Raw genomic sequence first — 17058 nt, forward strand, 5'->3', positions numbered from 1 at the left:
CTGGCTGCTGACGCCGCATCCGAAGGCAATGACCACCGACGCGCAAAAGCGTCTGGAAGCGATCGCCTCGCTGGAAGATCTGGGCGCTGGCTTTGCGCTGGCGACCCACGACCTGGAGATCCGCGGCGCCGGTGAGCTGCTGGGTGAAGACCAGAGCGGCTCCATGGAAACCATCGGTTTCTCGCTGTATATGGAGCTGCTGGAAAATGCCGTCGACGCGCTTAAAGCCGGACGTGAACCGTCTCTGGAAGATCTCACCAGCCAGCAGACCGAAGTGGAACTGCGCATGCCTTCCCTGCTGCCGGATGATTTTATTCCTGACGTGAATACCCGTCTGTCGTTCTACAAACGCATTGCCAGCGCGAAAAGCGAAGGCGAGCTGGAAGAGATCAAAGTCGAACTGATTGACCGTTTTGGGATATTGCCCGATGCGGCGCGCAACCTGCTGGATATTGCCCGCCTGCGTCAGCAGGCGCAGAAGCTGGGCATTCGCAAACTTGAAGGCAATGAGAAAGGCGGCGTAATTGAGTTTGCCGAAAAGAACCACGTCGATCCGATGTGGCTGATTGGCCTCCTGCAAAAACAGCCGCAGCATTTCCGTCTTGATGGCCCTACGCGTCTGAAATTTACTCAGGATCTGACGGAACGTAAAACCCGCATGGACTGGGTGCGTAACTTTATGCGTCAGTTGGAAGAGAACGCCATCGCATAACGGTTTCCCCCGCCAGCGCCCGGCTGGTGGGGGACAATTTACAAACTCTTTGCACTTCGCCCGATCTTCCCGACTATACATTCGCCATAATTATCATTAACGCCTTATAAAACAATAACCTTATCATTTGTATGGATTATCATAATGATGATTTCTTCGCGTTTTACCCGCTGGTTAACTCTGGTTGCGCTGGCCGCGACGGTTGCCGTCGCGCTCCCTGCTCGCGCCAATACCTGGCCTCTTCCGCCCGCCGGCAGCAACGTCGTAGGTGAAAACCGCTTTCACGTGGTTGAAAACGATGGCGGCTCGCTGGAAGCGATTGCCAAAAAATATAACGTCGGGTTCCTGGCGCTGTTGCAGGCCAACCCGGGGGTAGATCCGTACGTGCCCCGGGCGGGCAGCGTACTGACGATTCCGCTGCAAACCATCCTGCCGGACGCGCCGCGTCAGGGCATTGTGATTAACCTCGCCGAGCTACGTCTGTATTACTACCCGCCGGGCAAGAACGAAGTGACCGTCTACCCTATCGGTATTGGTCAACTGGGGGGCGATACGCTCACACCTACCATGGTCACCACCGTCTCTGATAAGCGCGCTAATCCTACCTGGACCCCGACGGCAAACATTCGCGCCCGTTATAAAGCTCAAGGTATCGACCTGCCCGCCGTGGTACCTGCTGGCCCGGATAATCCGATGGGGCATCATGCAATTCGCCTGGCGGCATATGGTGGGGTTTATCTTCTGCACGGAACGAATGCGGATTTCGGGATCGGGATGCGCGTCAGCTCCGGCTGCATTCGCCTGCGCGATGACGATATCAAAACGCTCTACCGCGTGATCGCCCCTGGCACGAAAGTGAATATCATTAATACGCCGATTAAAGTATCTGAAGAGCCAGGTGGCGTCCGTCTGGTTGAGATCCACCAGCCGCTATCGAAAAACATCAATGACGATCCGCAGACGTTGCCGATTAATCTGAATGCCTCGATGGTGAGCTTTAAAACGAATGCCAACACCGATGGCGCAGTGATGGAGCGGGCGATGGAAGCACGTTCGGGGATGCCAACCGATGTTACGCGGCATCATGAGGTTGCTCAGCAGTCAATGTAAAGCAGCAATAACGACAAACGCCCTGCATCAGCAGGGCGTTTTTTATTGCAGTGGCATAACGGAGGGTTGCGTTACGCTTATTTGTAGATAATTGCGGTACCGTGCAGGGTGTTAGGACCGGTCACAGAGGTGATGCGGAATGATTTCGCACCCATTTCGTCAGCTTTTTGCGCCAGCTGATCTTCCAGAGAGCCCAGGTTAGTCCCGGCAGTGGCAGAGATGGTACCGACTTTCTGCTGGTCTGCTGGAGTGGATTGCACTTCAACAGCAGCGAAGCTTGCGAAAGAGAGTGAACTCAGAACGGCGGCAGCGATGAGGGTTTTAACGTTTTTCATGATTTTATACCTTTAGGCAGATGATGTAGTGGTCGTTAGTTATTTAGTTAACGATCGATAGGTAAATGATAGATGTGATCCAGGTCACACGTCAACTCATTTTTATAATGGTCGTTAAATTAATTTCATTTGCCTTATATTTCAAAAAGATAAAATTAAATTATTTTTCAGAAATCACCGCTGGTCGTTGCAGACGTTTATTTTTATAATGACTATTCAACAAAACAACAGAGGACCAACGGCACATGACAACCGATGTCACGCGTTGCGCAAAGAAAAGCCGTGGCCGACCAAAAGTGTTCGACAGGGATGCGGCGCTCGATAAGGCCATGACGCTCTTCTGGCAGCATGGGTATGAAGCCACGTCGCTTTCCGATCTCGTGGAAGCTACGGGTGCTAAAGCCCCTACCCTGTACGCAGAGTTCACCAACAAAGAAGGCTTATTCCGGGCCGTTCTGGACAGATACATCTCGCGCTTCGCGGCAAAACATGAAGCCCAGCTATTCTGTGAAGAAAAAACGGTTGAGCAGGCATTACAGGATTATTTCACGGCAATCGCGACCTGCTATACCAGCAAGGACACGCCTGCGGGGTGTTTTATGATCAACACCTCCGCGACCCTCGCGGCATCGTCTAAAGAGATTGCCAACACGGTCAAATCGCGACATGCGATGCAGGAGGAGACGCTCAGCACGTTTCTGGCTCAGCGTCAGCTGCGCGGCGAAATCCCGGCGCATTGCCGTCCGCAGGAGCTGGCCCAGTATCTGAGCTGTATTTTACAGGGGATGTCCATCAGCGCCCGTGAAGGCGCGACGCTGGAAAAATTGCAGGGGATTACGCACACAACGCTGCGCCTGTGGCCTGAACTTCTTAAACTCTGACGCAAAAAAAAGCTCCTCAGCCTGAGCGCATGAGGAGCTAAGTTCAGAGAACATCTTTTTTACACTTTGTTATTCAGTATCAGCTGACCATTGCTGTCGAGAGGGATCTGCGTACCAGGATCTTTATCCATGCGGATTTTGCCCTGCTGATCGCCAATTTTGTAGGTTACGTCGTAGCCCAACATTTTTTCAGACTTGTCATACACGGTTTTACAGCGCTGCTGCGTTGTGGTGTAGGTATCATTTTCCTGCATCGCGCCCTGCACCTGGTTACCGGCATAACCGCCACCCAACGCACCAACCACCGTCGCGACATCCTTACCACGGCCGCCACCAAACTGATGACCAATCACCCCACCAGCAACCGCGCCCAGCACGGAGCCAGCGATACGGTTTTCATCCTGAACCGGACGACGATGGGTGACAGAAACATTACGGCACTCCTGACGAGGCGTCTTGACCGTCTCTTTGATCGGTGTAGCGGAAACCACCTGCGCATACTGCGGGCCACGATCAAGTACGTTCAGACTGGCAACGGCAGCCACACCTAACGCAGCTGCGACGCCAATCCCTATACCCGCCAACATTGATTTATTCACGGGACTTCCTCCTTTGTTGCAATTGGTAGCAATTTTGCAGCGCAATAAACGCTTCGCCAATAAGATAAAGGATCAAAATCAGGGTTGTTGGCCGGGACAACGTGGGTTTAAGAGAACTCTTAAGCGTCAGGAGGGAAATGCACAGCATGATGTGCTAAGAATTCCCTCCGGAGGGTCCGGAGGGAGAGAGAAATTAGTGCAGCTTCAGGCGTGGACGGATCACGCGGTTGATGCGGCCAACCAGCATCATCAGGCCGGTTTTGAAGTAGCCGTGCAGCGCAATCTGGTGCATACGGTACAGAGAAATGTACACGAAGCGGGCGATGCGCCCTTCCACCATCATGGAGCCGCGCATCAGGTTACCCATCAGGCTGCCCACGGTGGAGAAGTTTGAGAGCGACACCAGAGAGCCGTGGTCTTTGTAGACATAGGCTTTCATCGGTTTGCCTTTTATCTGCGCCAGGATGTTATGCAGCACGAGGCTTGCCATCTGGTGCGCAGCCTGAGCGCGAGGCGGGACAAATCCGCCTTCCGGACGTGCGCAGGAGGCACAGTCGCCGATGGCGAAGATGTCCGGATCGCGCGTGGTTTGCAGCGTCGGCTCTGTCACCAGCTGGTTAATGCGGTTTGTCTCCAGCCCACCGATATCTTTCATGAAATCAGGCGCTTTGATCCCCGCAGCCCAGACCATCAGGTCGGCCTGGATGTACTCGCCGTCTTTGGTATGCAGGCCGCCCTCATCCGCGCTGGTCACCATGGTCTGGGTCAGCACGCGCACGCCCAGTTTAGTCAGCTCGTTGTGCGCCGCGCCGGAAATACGCGGCGGAAGCGCAGGCAGAATGCGTTCACCTGCTTCCACCAGCGTCACATTCAGCGCTTCGTTAGTCAGCCCTTTGTAGCCGTAGCTGTGCAGCTGCTTGACCGCATTGTGCAACTCCGCCGATAATTCAACGCCCGTTGCGCCGCCGCCCACGATAGCAATGTTGACCTTGCCGTTAGCACCCATGTTGTTGGTGTACTTCAGGAACAGGTTAAGCATCTCCTGATGGAAACGACGCGCCTGATGCGGGTTATCCAGGAAGATGCAGTGCTCTTTTACGCCTGGGGTGTTGAAATCATTGGAGGTACTGCCCAGGGCCATCACCAGCGTGTCATAGGCCAGCTTGCGCTCAGGAACCAGCAACTCGCCTTTATCATCACGCAGCTCAGCCAGCGTGATGGTTTTGTTTTCACGATTGATATCCACCACCGAACCCAGCTGGAACTGGAAGTGATGGTTACGCGCATGCGCCAGATAGCTGAGCGCATCCACGCCCTCATCCAGCGACCCGGTCGCCACTTCGTGCAGTAACGGCTTCCACAGATGGCTGTGGTTACGATCCACCAGCGTGATTTTGGCTTTCTTACCGCGACCCAGTTTCTTACCCAGCTGCGTCGCCAGCTCCAGTCCGCCAGCACCACCGCCGACAATCACTATCTTTTTCAATGGCGTAGTCAACGTGACCCCCTCAAATTATTAACCAATTGTTAATTAAAAGTTATATAAATAACCCTTAATTAACAACAGGTTACTGCACTGAAACCATTCAGATTCATTGAGAATAGCACGTCAGGCGCATTGGTCATACCAAAATTGATATGTATCAAGTTTTGATGGTTTAAAAGTAGACAACTCTGACAAAAAAGAGGCCCGGTACGCTTTCGCGTACCGAGCCTTTATCAGGTTCAGGGAGATCAGCCCAGCGTTTTAAAGGCTTTAATACGCTGCAAGTGCGGGGAAATGTTTTTGAACTTGTGGGTCTGCTCTTCGTCCCAGACAATTTCGTAGTAATGGTGCAGAAGCTCGGCGGCGCGGGAGCTGTTCAGCGCTTCATCGTTGCGGGAGAGGATCACCAGACACCGATCGCGGTTCTTTTCACGGAAATTGCTCACGCATTTGGTGGCGATGTCGGCGTACTCCTCCGGGCGATCGATTTTGCCTTCCATGTTTTCGTTCGGAAACAGGTTAGGATTAAAAATGACCTGACGGATATCGCACAAAAAACCGATGCGCTCTGCCCAGTATCCTCCTAACCCCACGCCGCAGATCAGCGGGCGATCGTCGATATTGAGCTGCAACATTTTATCCACTTCTTTAAGCAGATGCTGCATGTCATGCTTCGGATGACGTGTGCTGTAACTGATCAGCCGGACATCCGGATCGATAAACTGCAATTGCAGCACTTTCTCATGATTACCAGGACTGTTTGAGTCAAAACCGTGTAAATAGATGATCATCGTCTCACCACGCTACGCCTTCCGGGATGAATTAAAGGGCTGCTTTATGTGCCTGCCAGCGCTCGTTCAGGGCTTCAAGCCGGGCGTTTACCGTTTTCCAGCGCGCCGAGTCCATCAGCTCCTGACGACTAAATGAACCTTTATGATACAATTGTGTAACACGTTCAGCATTGATCGGCGACAGGTTATCCAGCACGCTCACCGCCCCTTTACGATTATTGCAGACGAGGATCATATCGCAACCCGCATCCAGCGAAGCCTGCCCACGTTCGGCATAGCTACCCATAATCGCCGCCCCTTCCATGGATAAATCGTCAGAGAAAATTACGCCATTGAAGCCTAACTCCTGACGCAGCACGGTTTTAAGCCAGTGTGGAGAGCCGCTGGCCGGACGCGGATCGACCTCACTGTAGATGACGTGCGCAGGCATGATGGCATCCAGCTTGTTATCAGCGATCAGCGAGCGGAAAACCGACATATCTTTAGCGCGAATGTCTGCTTCCGGGCGCGGATCGCGCGGGGTTTCTTTATGGGAATCCGCCGTCACCGCCCCGTGGCCCGGGAAATGTTTGCCGGTGGTTTTCATGCCCGCAGCATGCATACCGTCAATAAAGCGCGTCGCCATTGCCAGCGCAATACGCGGATCGTCATGATACGAACGCTCACCAATTGCCGCGCTAATGTGTCCTACGTCCAGCACCGGGGCGAAGCTGATGTCGATATCCATGGCGATCATCTCGCTGGCCATCAGCCAGCCGGCATCCTGCGCCAGTTGACCGCCCTCTTCGATCCCCAGCAGCGCAGCAAAAGATTGCGCGGCGGGTAAACGGGTAAACCCTTCGCGGAAACGCTGCACACGCCCACCTTCCTGGTCTACGGCCACCACCAGGTGATTGCGCGACGCCGCACGGATCTGGCGAACCAGCTCACGCAACTGCTCCGGATCATGATAATTGCGGGTGAAAAGAATCAGCCCCCCTACCAGCGGATGCGCCAGAATTTCGCGCTCTTCCGCATCCAGCTCAAATCCTTCGACATCCAACATTACTGGACCCACACCAACCTCTCTTATCCTTTCGTTTGTAACTGACGCCAGGCATCATTTGCCAGCGCAATAAATTGTTTGTCACCTGTCTGCTGAAGGCGCATTTCAAACCATCCCGCCATCAGCATCAACACCCACGGACGCCAGCGCGCGACCTGCCGCGCAAGGGTGAGCGCATTGATGTTGGCGTTTCGGGCATAGGCGGTTATCAGCTGCTCGCGCGACGCCTCATCAGGCATCCAGACCGCAGCAAGTTCGAGCGCCACGTCACCGTCTCCGGCATATTCCCAGTCGATAAGTTTCTCGCCTGCCGTGGTATGAACGATATTCCCCGCGTGGACATCCATATGCAGCGGCGCCAGACGTAACGCCTGCGGCTCTCCCGCTTTACGCAACCGCTTAAGCTGCGCCAGCCAGTAGGGCGTGCGTCGTCCAGGCGCAGCCTGCTGCCAGTAGTGATCCAGCAAAGGAAGTAACGTTACCCGCCAGCCCAGACGCGGCTGGCGATGCAGATGATACAGCATGGCTGCCAGCGCAGGCGTATCGGGAAGCTCGCTTTTGATCTCACCCGCAATAAACGCCACCGCCATCCAGTCTCTAATAAAGAGATGAGGTTGTGGCGCAAGGTCGGCGGGCAGGCGCTTCAGGGCGCGGAACTGGCGACGAAAATGGGAGGCAGGCGCGGCGGCATCGTGATGCTGACGTAAAACCAGCCGATGGTCGCCATGCTCAATAATGCAACTCGCGCCGCCAAGCCCGGCGGGGGCTTGCGGCGCGATAACATGGTATTGAGGGAAATAACGCGTCAGGACCTCATGACGCGTGCGCTTATTGTTGCGTAACGGCACCTTTACCTGACCAGATAATTTCGCCGGTCTGAACCAGCATTAACTGCATCTGCAACGACGGCGTGTTCACGTTGCCTGTCGCGTTAGAATAAAGGACATACTGCGCGCCAACGTTGCGGGCAATACCAATCGCTTTACTGCGCGAACCCAGGCTGTCCTGAGGCGACAGACCAAGCTGCTGCTTTGCGACCGCGAGCTGCTGAGCAGAGACCAGCGTAAATTTACCGTTGTTTGCCAGCGCGTTGCGCAGGGTTTCCGTCGCTTCTCCCGCATTCAGGGAACCGTTTGTACGGTTGTTCACGCTGTCCACCAGCAGCACGCTGCCGGGCGTAACACCCTGTGCCTGCAACATTTTGCCCACCATCGGCTGCATTGCGCCATTCCAGTCATAGTGGCGTACTCGCGGCGCAGGCTGTGCGGTGTCGTCCGGATGTTCGATCGGGCCAGGCTGCGCCGGAATGGTCGGTACAGACGGCACGGTTGGAACAGGCTGCGCTGGCGTTGTTGGCTGTTCCGTTCCCGGCTTCGCCTGATCCACCGGTGCAGGTTCTTCCGTTCGCGTCACACAACCCGCCAGAAAGAGTGCAAAGGCACTCAGGAGCGCATAACGGCTCATTGTTTTAATCAAGGTTCACTCCTTACAAATAAAGATAAAGTCTCACCTTATGTGCACCCAGATAGCTGGCGCTGCCGTAGAGCGTGACCGACGATCTTGCCGGGATGGTCACGCTGCGCGGCGCCTCAAGCGGGTGCATCTCAAGACCTCTCACGTCATACCAGTAGAAGCGATAATGCACCGTCACTGGCTCTTGCCTTTCGTTATAGAGCGTAGAAGAGGCTGAAGACTGGATTTCGCTTATGGTCAGCGAAGGCTTCTCCGCCGTGATGCCCGCAGCAAGCACTGAGGACTCCATCACCAGCGTCTGTTCTTCACTGACCGGGATGGCTGGACGCGCGCTGCACCCAACCATTACCAGCGTCACGATCAGCGCTGCAATACGCCCAGTTAACATATTAAAGACCTTTATGTGCCAGCATCGGTCCCAGTGGACGTCCACCCAGCAGATGCATATGAATATGATAGACTTCCTGGCCGCCATGGCGATTACAGTTCATGATCAAACGGTATCCGTCTTCAGCAATCCCTTCCTGCTCAGCGATTTTCGCGGCCACCGTCAGCATACGGCCCAGCGCCACTTCATGCTCGGTTTTAACGTCATTAACGGTCGGGATCAGAATATTGGGAATAATAAGGATGTGCGTCGGCGCCTGGGGAGAAATGTCGCGGAAAGCCGTGACCAGTTCATCTTGATAGACAATATCCGACGGAATTTCGCGGCGGATAATTTTACTGAAAATCGTTTCTTCAGCCATGACCTTTTCCTTTTAAGTTTAATCTGGCGTCGTGCGTCCGTTGTTAACACACATTGTCTGATTTACTGCGTGACACAAGACAAGAGTATGAGCGAGTTTCTCCTGTCCTTTCAACCTTCTCCCGTGATTTCTTTCCTGATTGTCCCCCATCTGGCTGAAGAGGCATCGCTTTAGGACATTTCTTTTCTGAAACCTTATTTCAGTTCATCCCGAAACATCTGTTTACAGCGTTAATCACAATGCGTATATTTCGCATTTGCATTTTCATGCGCATTTTTAACATAGAAAACGACGTCAGCCCGTGCTAGCGGGACTGTCGCGAAATACCTTCACCATTCACTAAGGGTTTGATGATGTCTTTCATTAATCACACCAGGGATGGGCAACGTCAGCCTGCCGCAACACCTTCGTTGCTGGCCGCCTGCATTGCTATGGCATTGACGCCAACCGCCGCTTTCGCTGCTTCAACCACCGAAGATACCGTTGTCGTTGACGGGGGTTTTGACAACACACAGGATCTTTCTGCCAGCCAGGATCAGGATTACAGCGTAAAAACCACCACCACCGGCACCAAACTGTTGTTGGTTCCCCGCGACATCCCACAGTCCGTCAGCGTTATCAGCCAGCAACGTATGGCTGACCAGAATCTGCAATCCATCGGACAGGTGCTGACGAACACCACGGGCATTACGGCCCAGGTGCAGGACAGCGACCGTACCGTGTTTTACTCACGCGGCTTTTTCGTCAGCAACTACGCCTATGACGACTTGCCAACCTCCATCAGTGAAGTGTGGAACTTTGGTGATACCGCCGCCGATACCGCGATTTATGACCGCATTGAAGTGGTTCGCGGCGCCACCGGCCTGATGTCCGGCACGGGGAACCCGGCGGCGTACGTTAATATGGTGCGTAAGCACGCGGACAGCCCGGAATTTAAAGGTAACGTCTCCGCCAGCTACGGCAGCTGGGACAAGCAGCGCTACGTGCTGGATCTCCAGGCGCCGCTGGTAGAGTCAGGTAAGGTACGGGGTCGTCTGATCACCGGTTATCAGGACAACGACAGCTTCGTGGATAACTACCACTACCGGAAGAAATTCCTCTACGGCGTGATGGACGCGGATGTCACCGACAGCACGACTCTCTCGGTAGGGTATGAGTATCAGGAAAGCCATACCGCCGACCCAACCTGGGGCGGACTGCCGACCTGGTACAGCGACGGAAGTAAGACCCACTACAATCGCAGCCAGACCGTCGCGCCTGACTGGGCCTATTCAGATAAAGACAGCACCCGCATCTTCGCTAACCTGACTCAGCGTTTCGATAATGGCTGGGAAGCGCATATCAACGGTATGCACGCTGAAACCAACTTCGACTCCAAACTGATGTATATGTCCGGCTATCCGGATAAAGAGACCGGTGCGGGCCTGGTAGGTTACGGCGGCTGGAACCGTGGGGAACGTAAACAGGATGCGGTTGACGCCTTCCTGCGCGGCGGCTTCGATCTCTTTGGCCGTCAGCACGAAATGATGTTCGGCGGCAGCTTCAGCCGTCAGCGTAACCATTACGACAACTCCATGCCGGATGCGGTATACGGCATGGTGGATGTCGGCAACTTTAAGAACTGGAACGGGAACATCGCCGATCCGCAGTGGACGCCGTGGAAACTCTACAGCAAGGATGATATTCGCCAGTCTTCAGCCTATTCGTCGGCTCGTTTCTCGCTGGCCGATCCGCTGCACCTGATCCTGGGCGCGCGCTACACCCAATACAATATTCGTTATAACCCGGCAGGATCGCCGAATACCCGTCTGGAAAGCACCAAAGATGATGTCACGCCGTACGCTGGCCTGGTGTATGACATCAGTGAGGACTGGTCGACCTACGTCAGCTATACCTCTATCTTCCAGCCGCAGGATAAGCGCGATGCCAACGGACGTTATCTCGACCCTACCACGGGCAAAAGCTACGAAGCCGGGGTGAAGGCAGACTGGTTTAATACCCGCCTCACCACCTCACTGGGGATTTTCCGCATTGAGCAGGATAACGTCGCCAGCAATACCTATACCTACATGCCGAGCGGTGAGTCGATCTATGAATCGCTGGACGGGGTGGTCAGCAAAGGGGTCGAGTTCGAGCTCAACGGTGCCCTGACCGATAACTGGCAGCTGACCTTCGGCGCGACGCGTTACATCGCAGAAGATAAGAATGGCAACGCCGTCAGCTCCGATCAGCCGCGCACAACCATGAAGCTCTTCACCCGCTATCAGTTGCCAATGCTGCCGGAACTGACCGTGGGCGGTGGCGTAAACTGGCAGAACAAAGTGTGGACGGACGTGGAAGGCGGCCCGGCAGGACGTTCCCGCGCGGAGCAAGGCAGCTATGGGCTGGTGAACCTGTTCAGCCGTTATCAGGTCACCAAAGATTTTGCGGTACAGGCTAACGTCAACAACCTGTTCGACAAAGAGTATTACGACTACGTCGGATCGTATGCGGTGTATGGCGCGCCGCTGAACGTCTCGGTGAGCGCGAGCTACGATTTCTGAGTGACAGAAGCCCGGTGGCGCTGCGCTTACCGGGCCTACCCATCACGTAGGCCAGGTAAGGCGCAGCCGCCACCCGGCACCACAAGCCGCAATAATAAAAAAGGCAGCCATTCGGCTGCCTTAGTCTCCCCAGGTCACAGCTTAGTTGTTGCGGATGTACTCATCCATTTCAGTTTTCAGGTTATCGGATTTAGTACCGAAGATTGCCTGAACACCAGAACCTGCAACAACGACGCCCGCTGCGCCCAGTTTTTTCAGACCCGGCTGGTCTACTTTCGCAACGTCGGCAACGCTCACACGCAGACGAGTGATACACGCGTCCAGGTTAGTGATGTTCTCTTTACCGCCGAAAGCAGCTACCAGAGCAGGCGCCATTTCGCTGGTCGCACCGGCTTTGCTGTCTTCCGTTGCATCTTCACGACCCGGCGTTTTCAGGTCCAGTGCTTTGATCAGCACGCGGAAGACGGTGTAGTACACCACTGCGTAGCCTGCACCCACGATTGGGAACAGCCACAGCTTGCTGCTGTTACCGGACAGAACGATGAAGTCGATCAGACCGTGAGAGAAGGACGTACCGTCACGCATACCCAGCAGGATACAGATTGGGAATGCCAGACCTGCCAGTACCGCGTGGATGATGTACAGGATCGGCGCAACGAACATGAAGGAGAACTCGATCGGCTCGGTGATACCGGTCAGGAACGAGGTCAGCGCTGCGGAGATCATAATACCGCCCACTTTTGCACGGTTCTCTGGTTTAGCAGAGTGCCAAATCGCAATTGCGGCAGCTGGCAGACCGTACATTTTGAACAGGAAGCCACCAGACAGTTTACCTGCCGTTGGGTCACCCGCCATGTAGCGTGGGATGTCGCCGTGGAACACCTGGCCTGCTGCGTTGGTGTATTCACCAATCTGCATCTGGAATGGAACGTTCCAGATGTGATGCAGACCAAATGGTACCAGGCAGCGCTCAATGAAGCCGTAGATACCGAACGCCACAACCGGGTTCTGGTAAGCCGCCCACTGAGAGAAGGTCTGGATTGCCGTACCGATTGGTGGCCAGATGAAGGACAGGACAACACCGGTGAAAATCGCGGCCAGACCAGAAATGATCGGCACAAAACGTTTACCCGCGAAGAAGCCCAGATACTCAGGCAGCTTGATGCGATAGAAGCGGTTAAACATGTACGCTGCAATCGCACCGGAGATGATACCACCGAGAACACCGGTGTCTGCCAGGTGCTTAGCGGCAATCTCTTCAGCAGGTAAATGCAGGACCAGCGGCGCAACCACAGCCATGGTTTTCACCATGATGCCGTAAGCAACAACGGACGCCAGAGCGGATACACCGTCGTTATTGGTGAAGCCCAGAGCAACACCGATAGCGAAGATCAGCGGCATGTTAGCAAAAACAGAACCGCCTGCTTCGGCCATCACGTGGGAAACTACGGCTGGCAGCCAGCTGAAGTTTGCAGAACCGACACCCAGCAGGATACCTGCGATAGGCAGTACGGATACTGGCAGCATCAGCGATTTACCGACCTTTTGCAGGTTAGCAAATGCATTCTTAAACATAATTGAGAGTGCTCCTGAGTATTTGTGCTTTTTTTACGTTTTCACGCATTGGCCCGGGGGGAGTACCGCGCCGTGGACAGGACATCTAAGCGCCCTTTATTTATTACACAGAGTAAAATAATTCCCTCTGAGTTTGTTTGACGGCTATCACGTTTCAGTTCAAGACGGCCAAAAAACTTGCAGATATTTACATAAAGCATGTCTGGATGTGTCTAAAAACGCCATCACCGCCCCAAATGAGGCGGTGAACTTTACTCGTTTTACTTATTAATTACGAGCCTAAAAATAACAGGTGTATCAGACAGATTGCAGGCGGGCGGGGTCGATATGGAACAGGCTGGCGAAGTTTTTCGTTGTCACGCGAGCCAGTTCTTCGATACTGACACCTTTCAGAACGGCCATATACTCAGCGACATCCCGGGTCATCGCTGGCTGATTCTCTTTGCCGCGATGAGGCACCGGCGCCAGGTACGGGGAATCGGTTTCCACCAGAATACGATCCAGCGGAACATAGCGCGCCGCATCACGCAGTTGCTCAGCATTGCGGAACGTGACAATCCCCGAGAATGAAATATAAAAGCCTAAATCAAGCAGCTTACCCGCCGTTTCTCTGTCTTCTGTGAAACAGTGTAGTACGCCACCGCAATCCGTCACCTTTTCTTCCCGCAGGATCGCCAGCGTGTCGGCGCGCGCATCGCGGGTATGAACGATAACCGGCTTATTCAGCTCACGGCCAATACGGATGTGGTTGCGGAAGGATTCCTGCTGGCGAGGTTTTGTTTCGGGGGTGTAGAAATAGTCCAGACCGGTCTCGCCCATCGCCACTACGCCCTCTTCTGCGGCAAGACGGCGTAAATCCTCAACGTCGTAAGCTTCATCCTGATTCAGCGGATGCACGCCGCAGGAGAAGACGACATTATCGCGCTCGCCTACCAGTTCACGCATGGAGCGGTAACCCGGCAGCGTGGTCGCCACGGCCAGGCAAAATTTCACATCGCGCGCGGCGGCTTTCGCCAGCACGTCGTCCACATTTTTATGCAGGGATTGATAATCCAGGCCATCGAGATGGCAGTGTGAGTCGACTAAAAACATAATGTCTCTCTCAGAGGTGGGAAACCGGCGGTATGACACCCGGTTGCAGGTAGTGTTCGATACGCAGTAACTGGTCGGTCAGTAAAAGCTCGCGATTGAGACCGGTTACCGTCAAAAGTTGTTCACGACTCTGGCAGATATCATGAAGGATAGCGTGCAGCGACTGCCCTGACAGGCGATTCGCCAGTGTGGTGACCAACGCCCACACGTCAGGGTTAGTCAGAAGCGTAGCCCCCTGCTGAATTTTGAGCGCATCCAGCAGCAGTGCGGCCAGCCAGTGCAGCCGTTCCGGAGCCTGATCGCTGTTCAGCGCTGGCAGCATGCTCAGCCAGTCATGGCTGTCGAGGGCTGATTCAACCGCACGACACAGCGTTTCACGCTGGGACCACACCTCCGGCTGCAATAAGGCCAGCGCAGCCGCAGGCGCACCGCTGCACAGGCGCAACGCCGAGCGCGCCGCGTCTTGTGACACCGTCACTTCTCGCTCAAGCCAGGCGAGCGACCAGTATTCCTGAGGGACAGCGAGGTGGTGAAGACGGCAGCGACTGCGCAGCGTCGCCAGCAAGCGTTCCGGCTCGCGGCAGGAGAGGAAAAACCAGGTGTTCTCTGGCGGCTCTTCCAGGGTTTTTAACAGGGCGTTGGCTGCGGCTTCCGTGAGCAGCGCGGCGTCTTTCAGCCACACCACTTTCGCCCCGCCCAGACGCGCATATTCGTACAGTTTCTCACTGACCTCACGCACCGCGTCGATACCGAGCGTATTTTTGCCTTTCTCGGGTTCGAGGGTGTAATAGTCAGGATGCGTGCCCGCCTGCATGAGCTGGCAACCCCGGCACTTACCGCAGCTTTTATGTCCTTCCGGCTGTTGGCACATCAGAAAGCGGGTGATGGCGTAAATCAACGCATCATCACCCATTCCCGGAAGCGCCTGGATCAGTAACGCATGATGCCCCCGACCAACCTGATAGCTGCCGATCAGCTGTTCAAAGTGTGGGCGCAACCATGGATACCATTTCATGCCTGCTGCTCCTGTAGCCACTGCGTAACTGTCTGCTGAATATCACGCGTAACGTCTTCAAGGGATTGCGTCGCATCGATGGTACGAATGGTCTTGTCCTGCCCGGCCAGCTCCAGATAACGCGCACGGGTGCGGTTAAAGAAATCAAAAGATTCCTGTTCAATGCGGTCCAGTTCGCCGCGGGCACGGGCGCGCTTCAGGCCCACCTCAGGGGTCACGTCCAGATACAGCGTCAGGTCAGGACGGAAATCGCCCAGAACCGCGTCGCGAAGCGTAGCCAGCATGGTCTGGTCGATACCCCGGCCACCGCCCTGATATGCCTGGGTTGAGAGATCGTGGCGATCGCCAATCACCCATTTCCCTTCTGCCAGAGCGGGTTTGATCACCGTCTCCACCAGCTGAACGCGCGCCGCATAGAACATCAGCACTTCCGCTTTGTCGGTAATAACTTCATCGCCAACGGATTTGATATCCAGAACCAGGCTGCGCAGTTTTTCCGCCAGCTGCGTACCGCCCGGCTCGCGGGTGAAGACCATGTCGGCAACGCCAAGCGACGTAAGCGTATCCACCACCACGTTACGGGCAGTTGTTTTGCCCGCCCCTTCGAGTCCCTCAATGACAATGTATTTACTGCGCATTTTTTTCCTTAAGTGCCTTCAGATAGTCCTGAACGGAGCGATTGTGGCTGGCCAGGTTGGTATTGAACGTGTGCCCCCCTTTTCCGTCAGCCACAAAATAGAGATACGGCGTTTTGGCCGGGTGCGCGGCGGCCTTCAACGATGCTTCACTCGGCGTCGCAATCGGTCCAGGCGGCAGGCCGCTAATCACGTAGGTATTATACGCCGTTGGCGTCTCCAGATCTTTTCTGGAAATCCTGCCGTTGTAGTTTTCGCCCATGCCGTAGATGACGGTAGGATCGGTTTGCAAACGCATGCCGATGCGCAGACGGTTAATAAACACCGAGGCAACCTGGTCACGTTCGGCAGCAACGGCCGTCTCTTTCTCGATGATCGAGGCCATCGTCATGAACTGGTTTTGATCTTTATAAGGCAGGCCTTCTGCTCGCCCTTCCCAGGCAGCGTCTACCGCCGCGACCATTTTGTTGTGCGCGCGCTTCAGAATGGCCACATCCGTCGTGCCTGCCGTATACATCCACGTATCGGGCCAGAACCAGCCTTCCACCCACTCGGGATGTTCGAATTTTAAGGCGTCTGCCACGGTCTGGTAGCGGTCATCTTTCAGCGTATGCTTGATGTACGGCGCGTCACGCAGCTGCCTGAGGTAATCGCTCAGACGCATACCTTCCACGAAACGCAGCGGGAACTGGGCTTCTTTACCACTTTCCAGCAGTTGCAGCATCTCGCGCACGGTCATGCCAGGGGTAAAGCGATAGGTACCGGCCTTGAAATGGGACAGGTCCGGTTCAATACGCAGCAGCCACTGGAATACGCGTGGGCGATTGATAATTTTGTCGTCATACAGCTGCTGACCAAGCGCCTGCCGCCCGGTCCCCGCTTTCAGGGTAAAAATCGTCTCGTCTTTTATCAGGATCTGACTCTCCGCCAGCTGACGGACTTTCCACACTCCTGCTCCGCCAGCGATACCTAACGCAACGATCAGAAGGAGGACAAAGCGTAACATTTTCTTCATGA

At 54.9% G+C, this 17058-nt stretch carries 18 protein-coding genes; 4 read left to right on the forward strand and 14 right to left on the reverse strand.

What is annotated here, in order from left to right:
- Both DD606_RS17385 and DD606_RS17390 read left to right on the forward strand, forming a co-directional pair.
- A partial coding sequence (locus tag DD606_RS17385; RefSeq protein ID WP_306768315.1) for a TRCF domain-containing protein occupies positions 1-712 on the forward strand: 712 nt, incomplete at its 5' end.
- Positions 713-856: 144 nt separating this feature from the next.
- The gene (locus DD606_RS17390; RefSeq protein ID WP_022650791.1) at positions 857-1822 is read left to right on the forward strand and encodes a L,D-transpeptidase family protein; all 966 of its coding nucleotides are present in this window, start codon (positions 857-859) and stop codon (positions 1820-1822) included.
- A 77-nt stretch (positions 1823-1899) separates the two neighbouring features.
- Here DD606_RS17390 and bhsA read toward each other — a convergent pair whose 3' ends face one another.
- Positions 1900-2157, reverse strand: a complete 258-nt coding sequence (gene bhsA, locus DD606_RS17395; protein WP_045345718.1) for a multiple stress resistance protein BhsA — start codon at positions 2155-2157, stop codon at positions 1900-1902.
- Between the two features lie 245 nt (positions 2158-2402).
- Between bhsA and comR the strand changes: the two genes are divergently transcribed.
- Positions 2403-3038: a TetR family copper-responsive transcriptional repressor ComR gene (comR, locus tag DD606_RS17400; RefSeq protein WP_022650790.1), complete on the forward strand. Its 636-nt coding sequence runs from the start codon at positions 2403-2405 to the stop codon at positions 3036-3038.
- A 59-nt stretch (positions 3039-3097) separates the two neighbouring features.
- Here comR and DD606_RS17405 read toward each other — a convergent pair whose 3' ends face one another.
- From DD606_RS17405 to hinT, 8 genes are all read right to left on the reverse strand, one after another.
- Positions 3098-3637, reverse strand: a complete 540-nt coding sequence (locus DD606_RS17405) for a glycine zipper 2TM domain-containing protein (protein WP_017384715.1) — start codon at positions 3635-3637, stop codon at positions 3098-3100.
- A 193-nt stretch (positions 3638-3830) separates the two neighbouring features.
- On the reverse strand, positions 3831-5135 hold the full coding sequence (locus DD606_RS17410) for an NAD(P)/FAD-dependent oxidoreductase (RefSeq protein WP_022650789.1): 1305 nt from the start codon (positions 5133-5135) through the stop codon (positions 3831-3833).
- Between the two features lie 236 nt (positions 5136-5371).
- On the reverse strand, positions 5372-5914 hold the full coding sequence (ycfP, locus tag DD606_RS17415) for an alpha/beta hydrolase YcfP (protein ID WP_006809239.1): 543 nt from the start codon (positions 5912-5914) through the stop codon (positions 5372-5374).
- A gap of 31 nt (positions 5915-5945) precedes the next feature.
- Complete coding sequence (nagZ, locus tag DD606_RS17420) at positions 5946-6971, reverse strand: beta-N-acetylhexosaminidase (RefSeq protein WP_003857934.1); 1026 nt, start codon at positions 6969-6971, stop codon at positions 5946-5948.
- Positions 6972-6982: 11 nt separating this feature from the next.
- Positions 6983-7807, reverse strand: a complete 825-nt coding sequence (thiK, locus tag DD606_RS17425) for a thiamine kinase (RefSeq protein WP_023324458.1) — start codon at positions 7805-7807, stop codon at positions 6983-6985.
- Entirely contained in the window at positions 7788-8432 is a 645-nt protein-coding gene (lpoB, locus tag DD606_RS17430; RefSeq protein ID WP_085929697.1) for a penicillin-binding protein activator LpoB, read from the reverse strand. The genes thiK and lpoB overlap by 20 nt, the downstream gene beginning before the upstream one ends.
- A gap of 13 nt (positions 8433-8445) precedes the next feature.
- Positions 8446-8820: a YcfL family protein gene (locus DD606_RS17435; RefSeq protein ID WP_003857939.1), complete on the reverse strand. Its 375-nt coding sequence runs from the start codon at positions 8818-8820 to the stop codon at positions 8446-8448.
- 1 nt (position 8821) lies between these two features.
- Positions 8822-9181, reverse strand: a complete 360-nt coding sequence (gene hinT / locus DD606_RS17440; protein WP_006809243.1) for a purine nucleoside phosphoramidase — start codon at positions 9179-9181, stop codon at positions 8822-8824.
- 353 nt (positions 9182-9534) lie between these two features.
- Between hinT and fhuE the strand changes: the two genes are divergently transcribed.
- Positions 9535-11724 (forward strand): ferric-rhodotorulic acid/ferric-coprogen receptor FhuE, encoded by a 2190-nt coding sequence (fhuE, locus tag DD606_RS17445; RefSeq protein WP_058675216.1) that lies wholly within the window; start codon positions 9535-9537, stop codon positions 11722-11724.
- 141 nt (positions 11725-11865) lie between these two features.
- Here fhuE and ptsG read toward each other — a convergent pair whose 3' ends face one another.
- The 5 genes from ptsG to yceG all read right to left on the reverse strand — a co-directional run bounded on the left by ptsG (position 11866) and on the right by yceG (position 17056).
- Entirely contained in the window at positions 11866-13299 is a 1434-nt protein-coding gene (ptsG, locus tag DD606_RS17455) for a PTS glucose transporter subunit IIBC (RefSeq protein WP_003857942.1), read from the reverse strand.
- Between the two features lie 297 nt (positions 13300-13596).
- Positions 13597-14391 (reverse strand): metal-dependent hydrolase, encoded by a 795-nt coding sequence (locus DD606_RS17460; protein ID WP_003857943.1) that lies wholly within the window; start codon positions 14389-14391, stop codon positions 13597-13599.
- A 10-nt stretch (positions 14392-14401) separates the two neighbouring features.
- Positions 14402-15406 carry a DNA polymerase III subunit delta' gene (holB, locus tag DD606_RS17465; protein WP_022650787.1) on the reverse strand — a complete coding sequence of 335 codons (1005 nt, stop codon included), beginning with the start codon at positions 15404-15406 and terminating at the stop codon, positions 14402-14404.
- Positions 15403-16044: a dTMP kinase gene (tmk, locus tag DD606_RS17470; RefSeq protein WP_003857946.1), complete on the reverse strand. Its 642-nt coding sequence runs from the start codon at positions 16042-16044 to the stop codon at positions 15403-15405. The genes holB and tmk overlap by 4 nt, the downstream gene beginning before the upstream one ends.
- Positions 16034-17056 carry a cell division protein YceG gene (yceG, locus tag DD606_RS17475; protein WP_045330553.1) on the reverse strand — a complete coding sequence of 341 codons (1023 nt, stop codon included), beginning with the start codon at positions 17054-17056 and terminating at the stop codon, positions 16034-16036. The genes tmk and yceG overlap by 11 nt, the downstream gene beginning before the upstream one ends.
- Positions 17057-17058 lie beyond the last annotated feature (2 nt).

Source organism: Enterobacter cloacae complex sp. GF14B (assembly GCF_004136805.1).
GTDB lineage: Bacteria > Pseudomonadota > Gammaproteobacteria > Enterobacterales > Enterobacteriaceae > Enterobacter > Enterobacter hormaechei_C.

Coding starts and splice junctions, on each gene's coding strand:
- DD606_RS17390 (WP_022650791.1), top strand. CDS start 857: ATGATGATTTCTTCGCGTTTTACCCGCTGGTTAACTCTGGTTGCGCTG.
- bhsA (WP_045345718.1), bottom strand. CDS start 2,157: ATGAAAAACGTTAAAACCCTCATCGCTGCCGCCGTTCTGAGTTCACTC.
- comR (WP_022650790.1), top strand. CDS start 2,403: ATGACAACCGATGTCACGCGTTGCGCAAAGAAAAGCCGTGGCCGACCA.
- ycfP (WP_006809239.1), bottom strand. CDS start 5,914: ATGATCATCTATTTACACGGTTTTGACTCAAACAGTCCTGGTAATCAT.
- DD606_RS17435 (WP_003857939.1), bottom strand. CDS start 8,820: ATGTTAACTGGGCGTATTGCAGCGCTGATCGTGACGCTGGTAATGGTT.
- hinT (WP_006809243.1), bottom strand. CDS start 9,181: ATGGCTGAAGAAACGATTTTCAGTAAAATTATCCGCCGCGAAATTCCG.
- fhuE (WP_058675216.1), top strand. CDS start 9,535: ATGTCTTTCATTAATCACACCAGGGATGGGCAACGTCAGCCTGCCGCA.
- ptsG (WP_003857942.1), bottom strand. CDS start 13,299: ATGTTTAAGAATGCATTTGCTAACCTGCAAAAGGTCGGTAAATCGCTG.
- DD606_RS17460 (WP_003857943.1), bottom strand. CDS start 14,391: ATGTTTTTAGTCGACTCACACTGCCATCTCGATGGCCTGGATTATCAA.
- holB (WP_022650787.1), bottom strand. CDS start 15,406: ATGAAATGGTATCCATGGTTGCGCCCACACTTTGAACAGCTGATCGGC.
- tmk (WP_003857946.1), bottom strand. CDS start 16,044: ATGCGCAGTAAATACATTGTCATTGAGGGACTCGAAGGGGCGGGCAAA.
- yceG (WP_045330553.1), bottom strand. CDS start 17,056: ATGAAGAAAATGTTACGCTTTGTCCTCCTTCTGATCGTTGCGTTAGGT.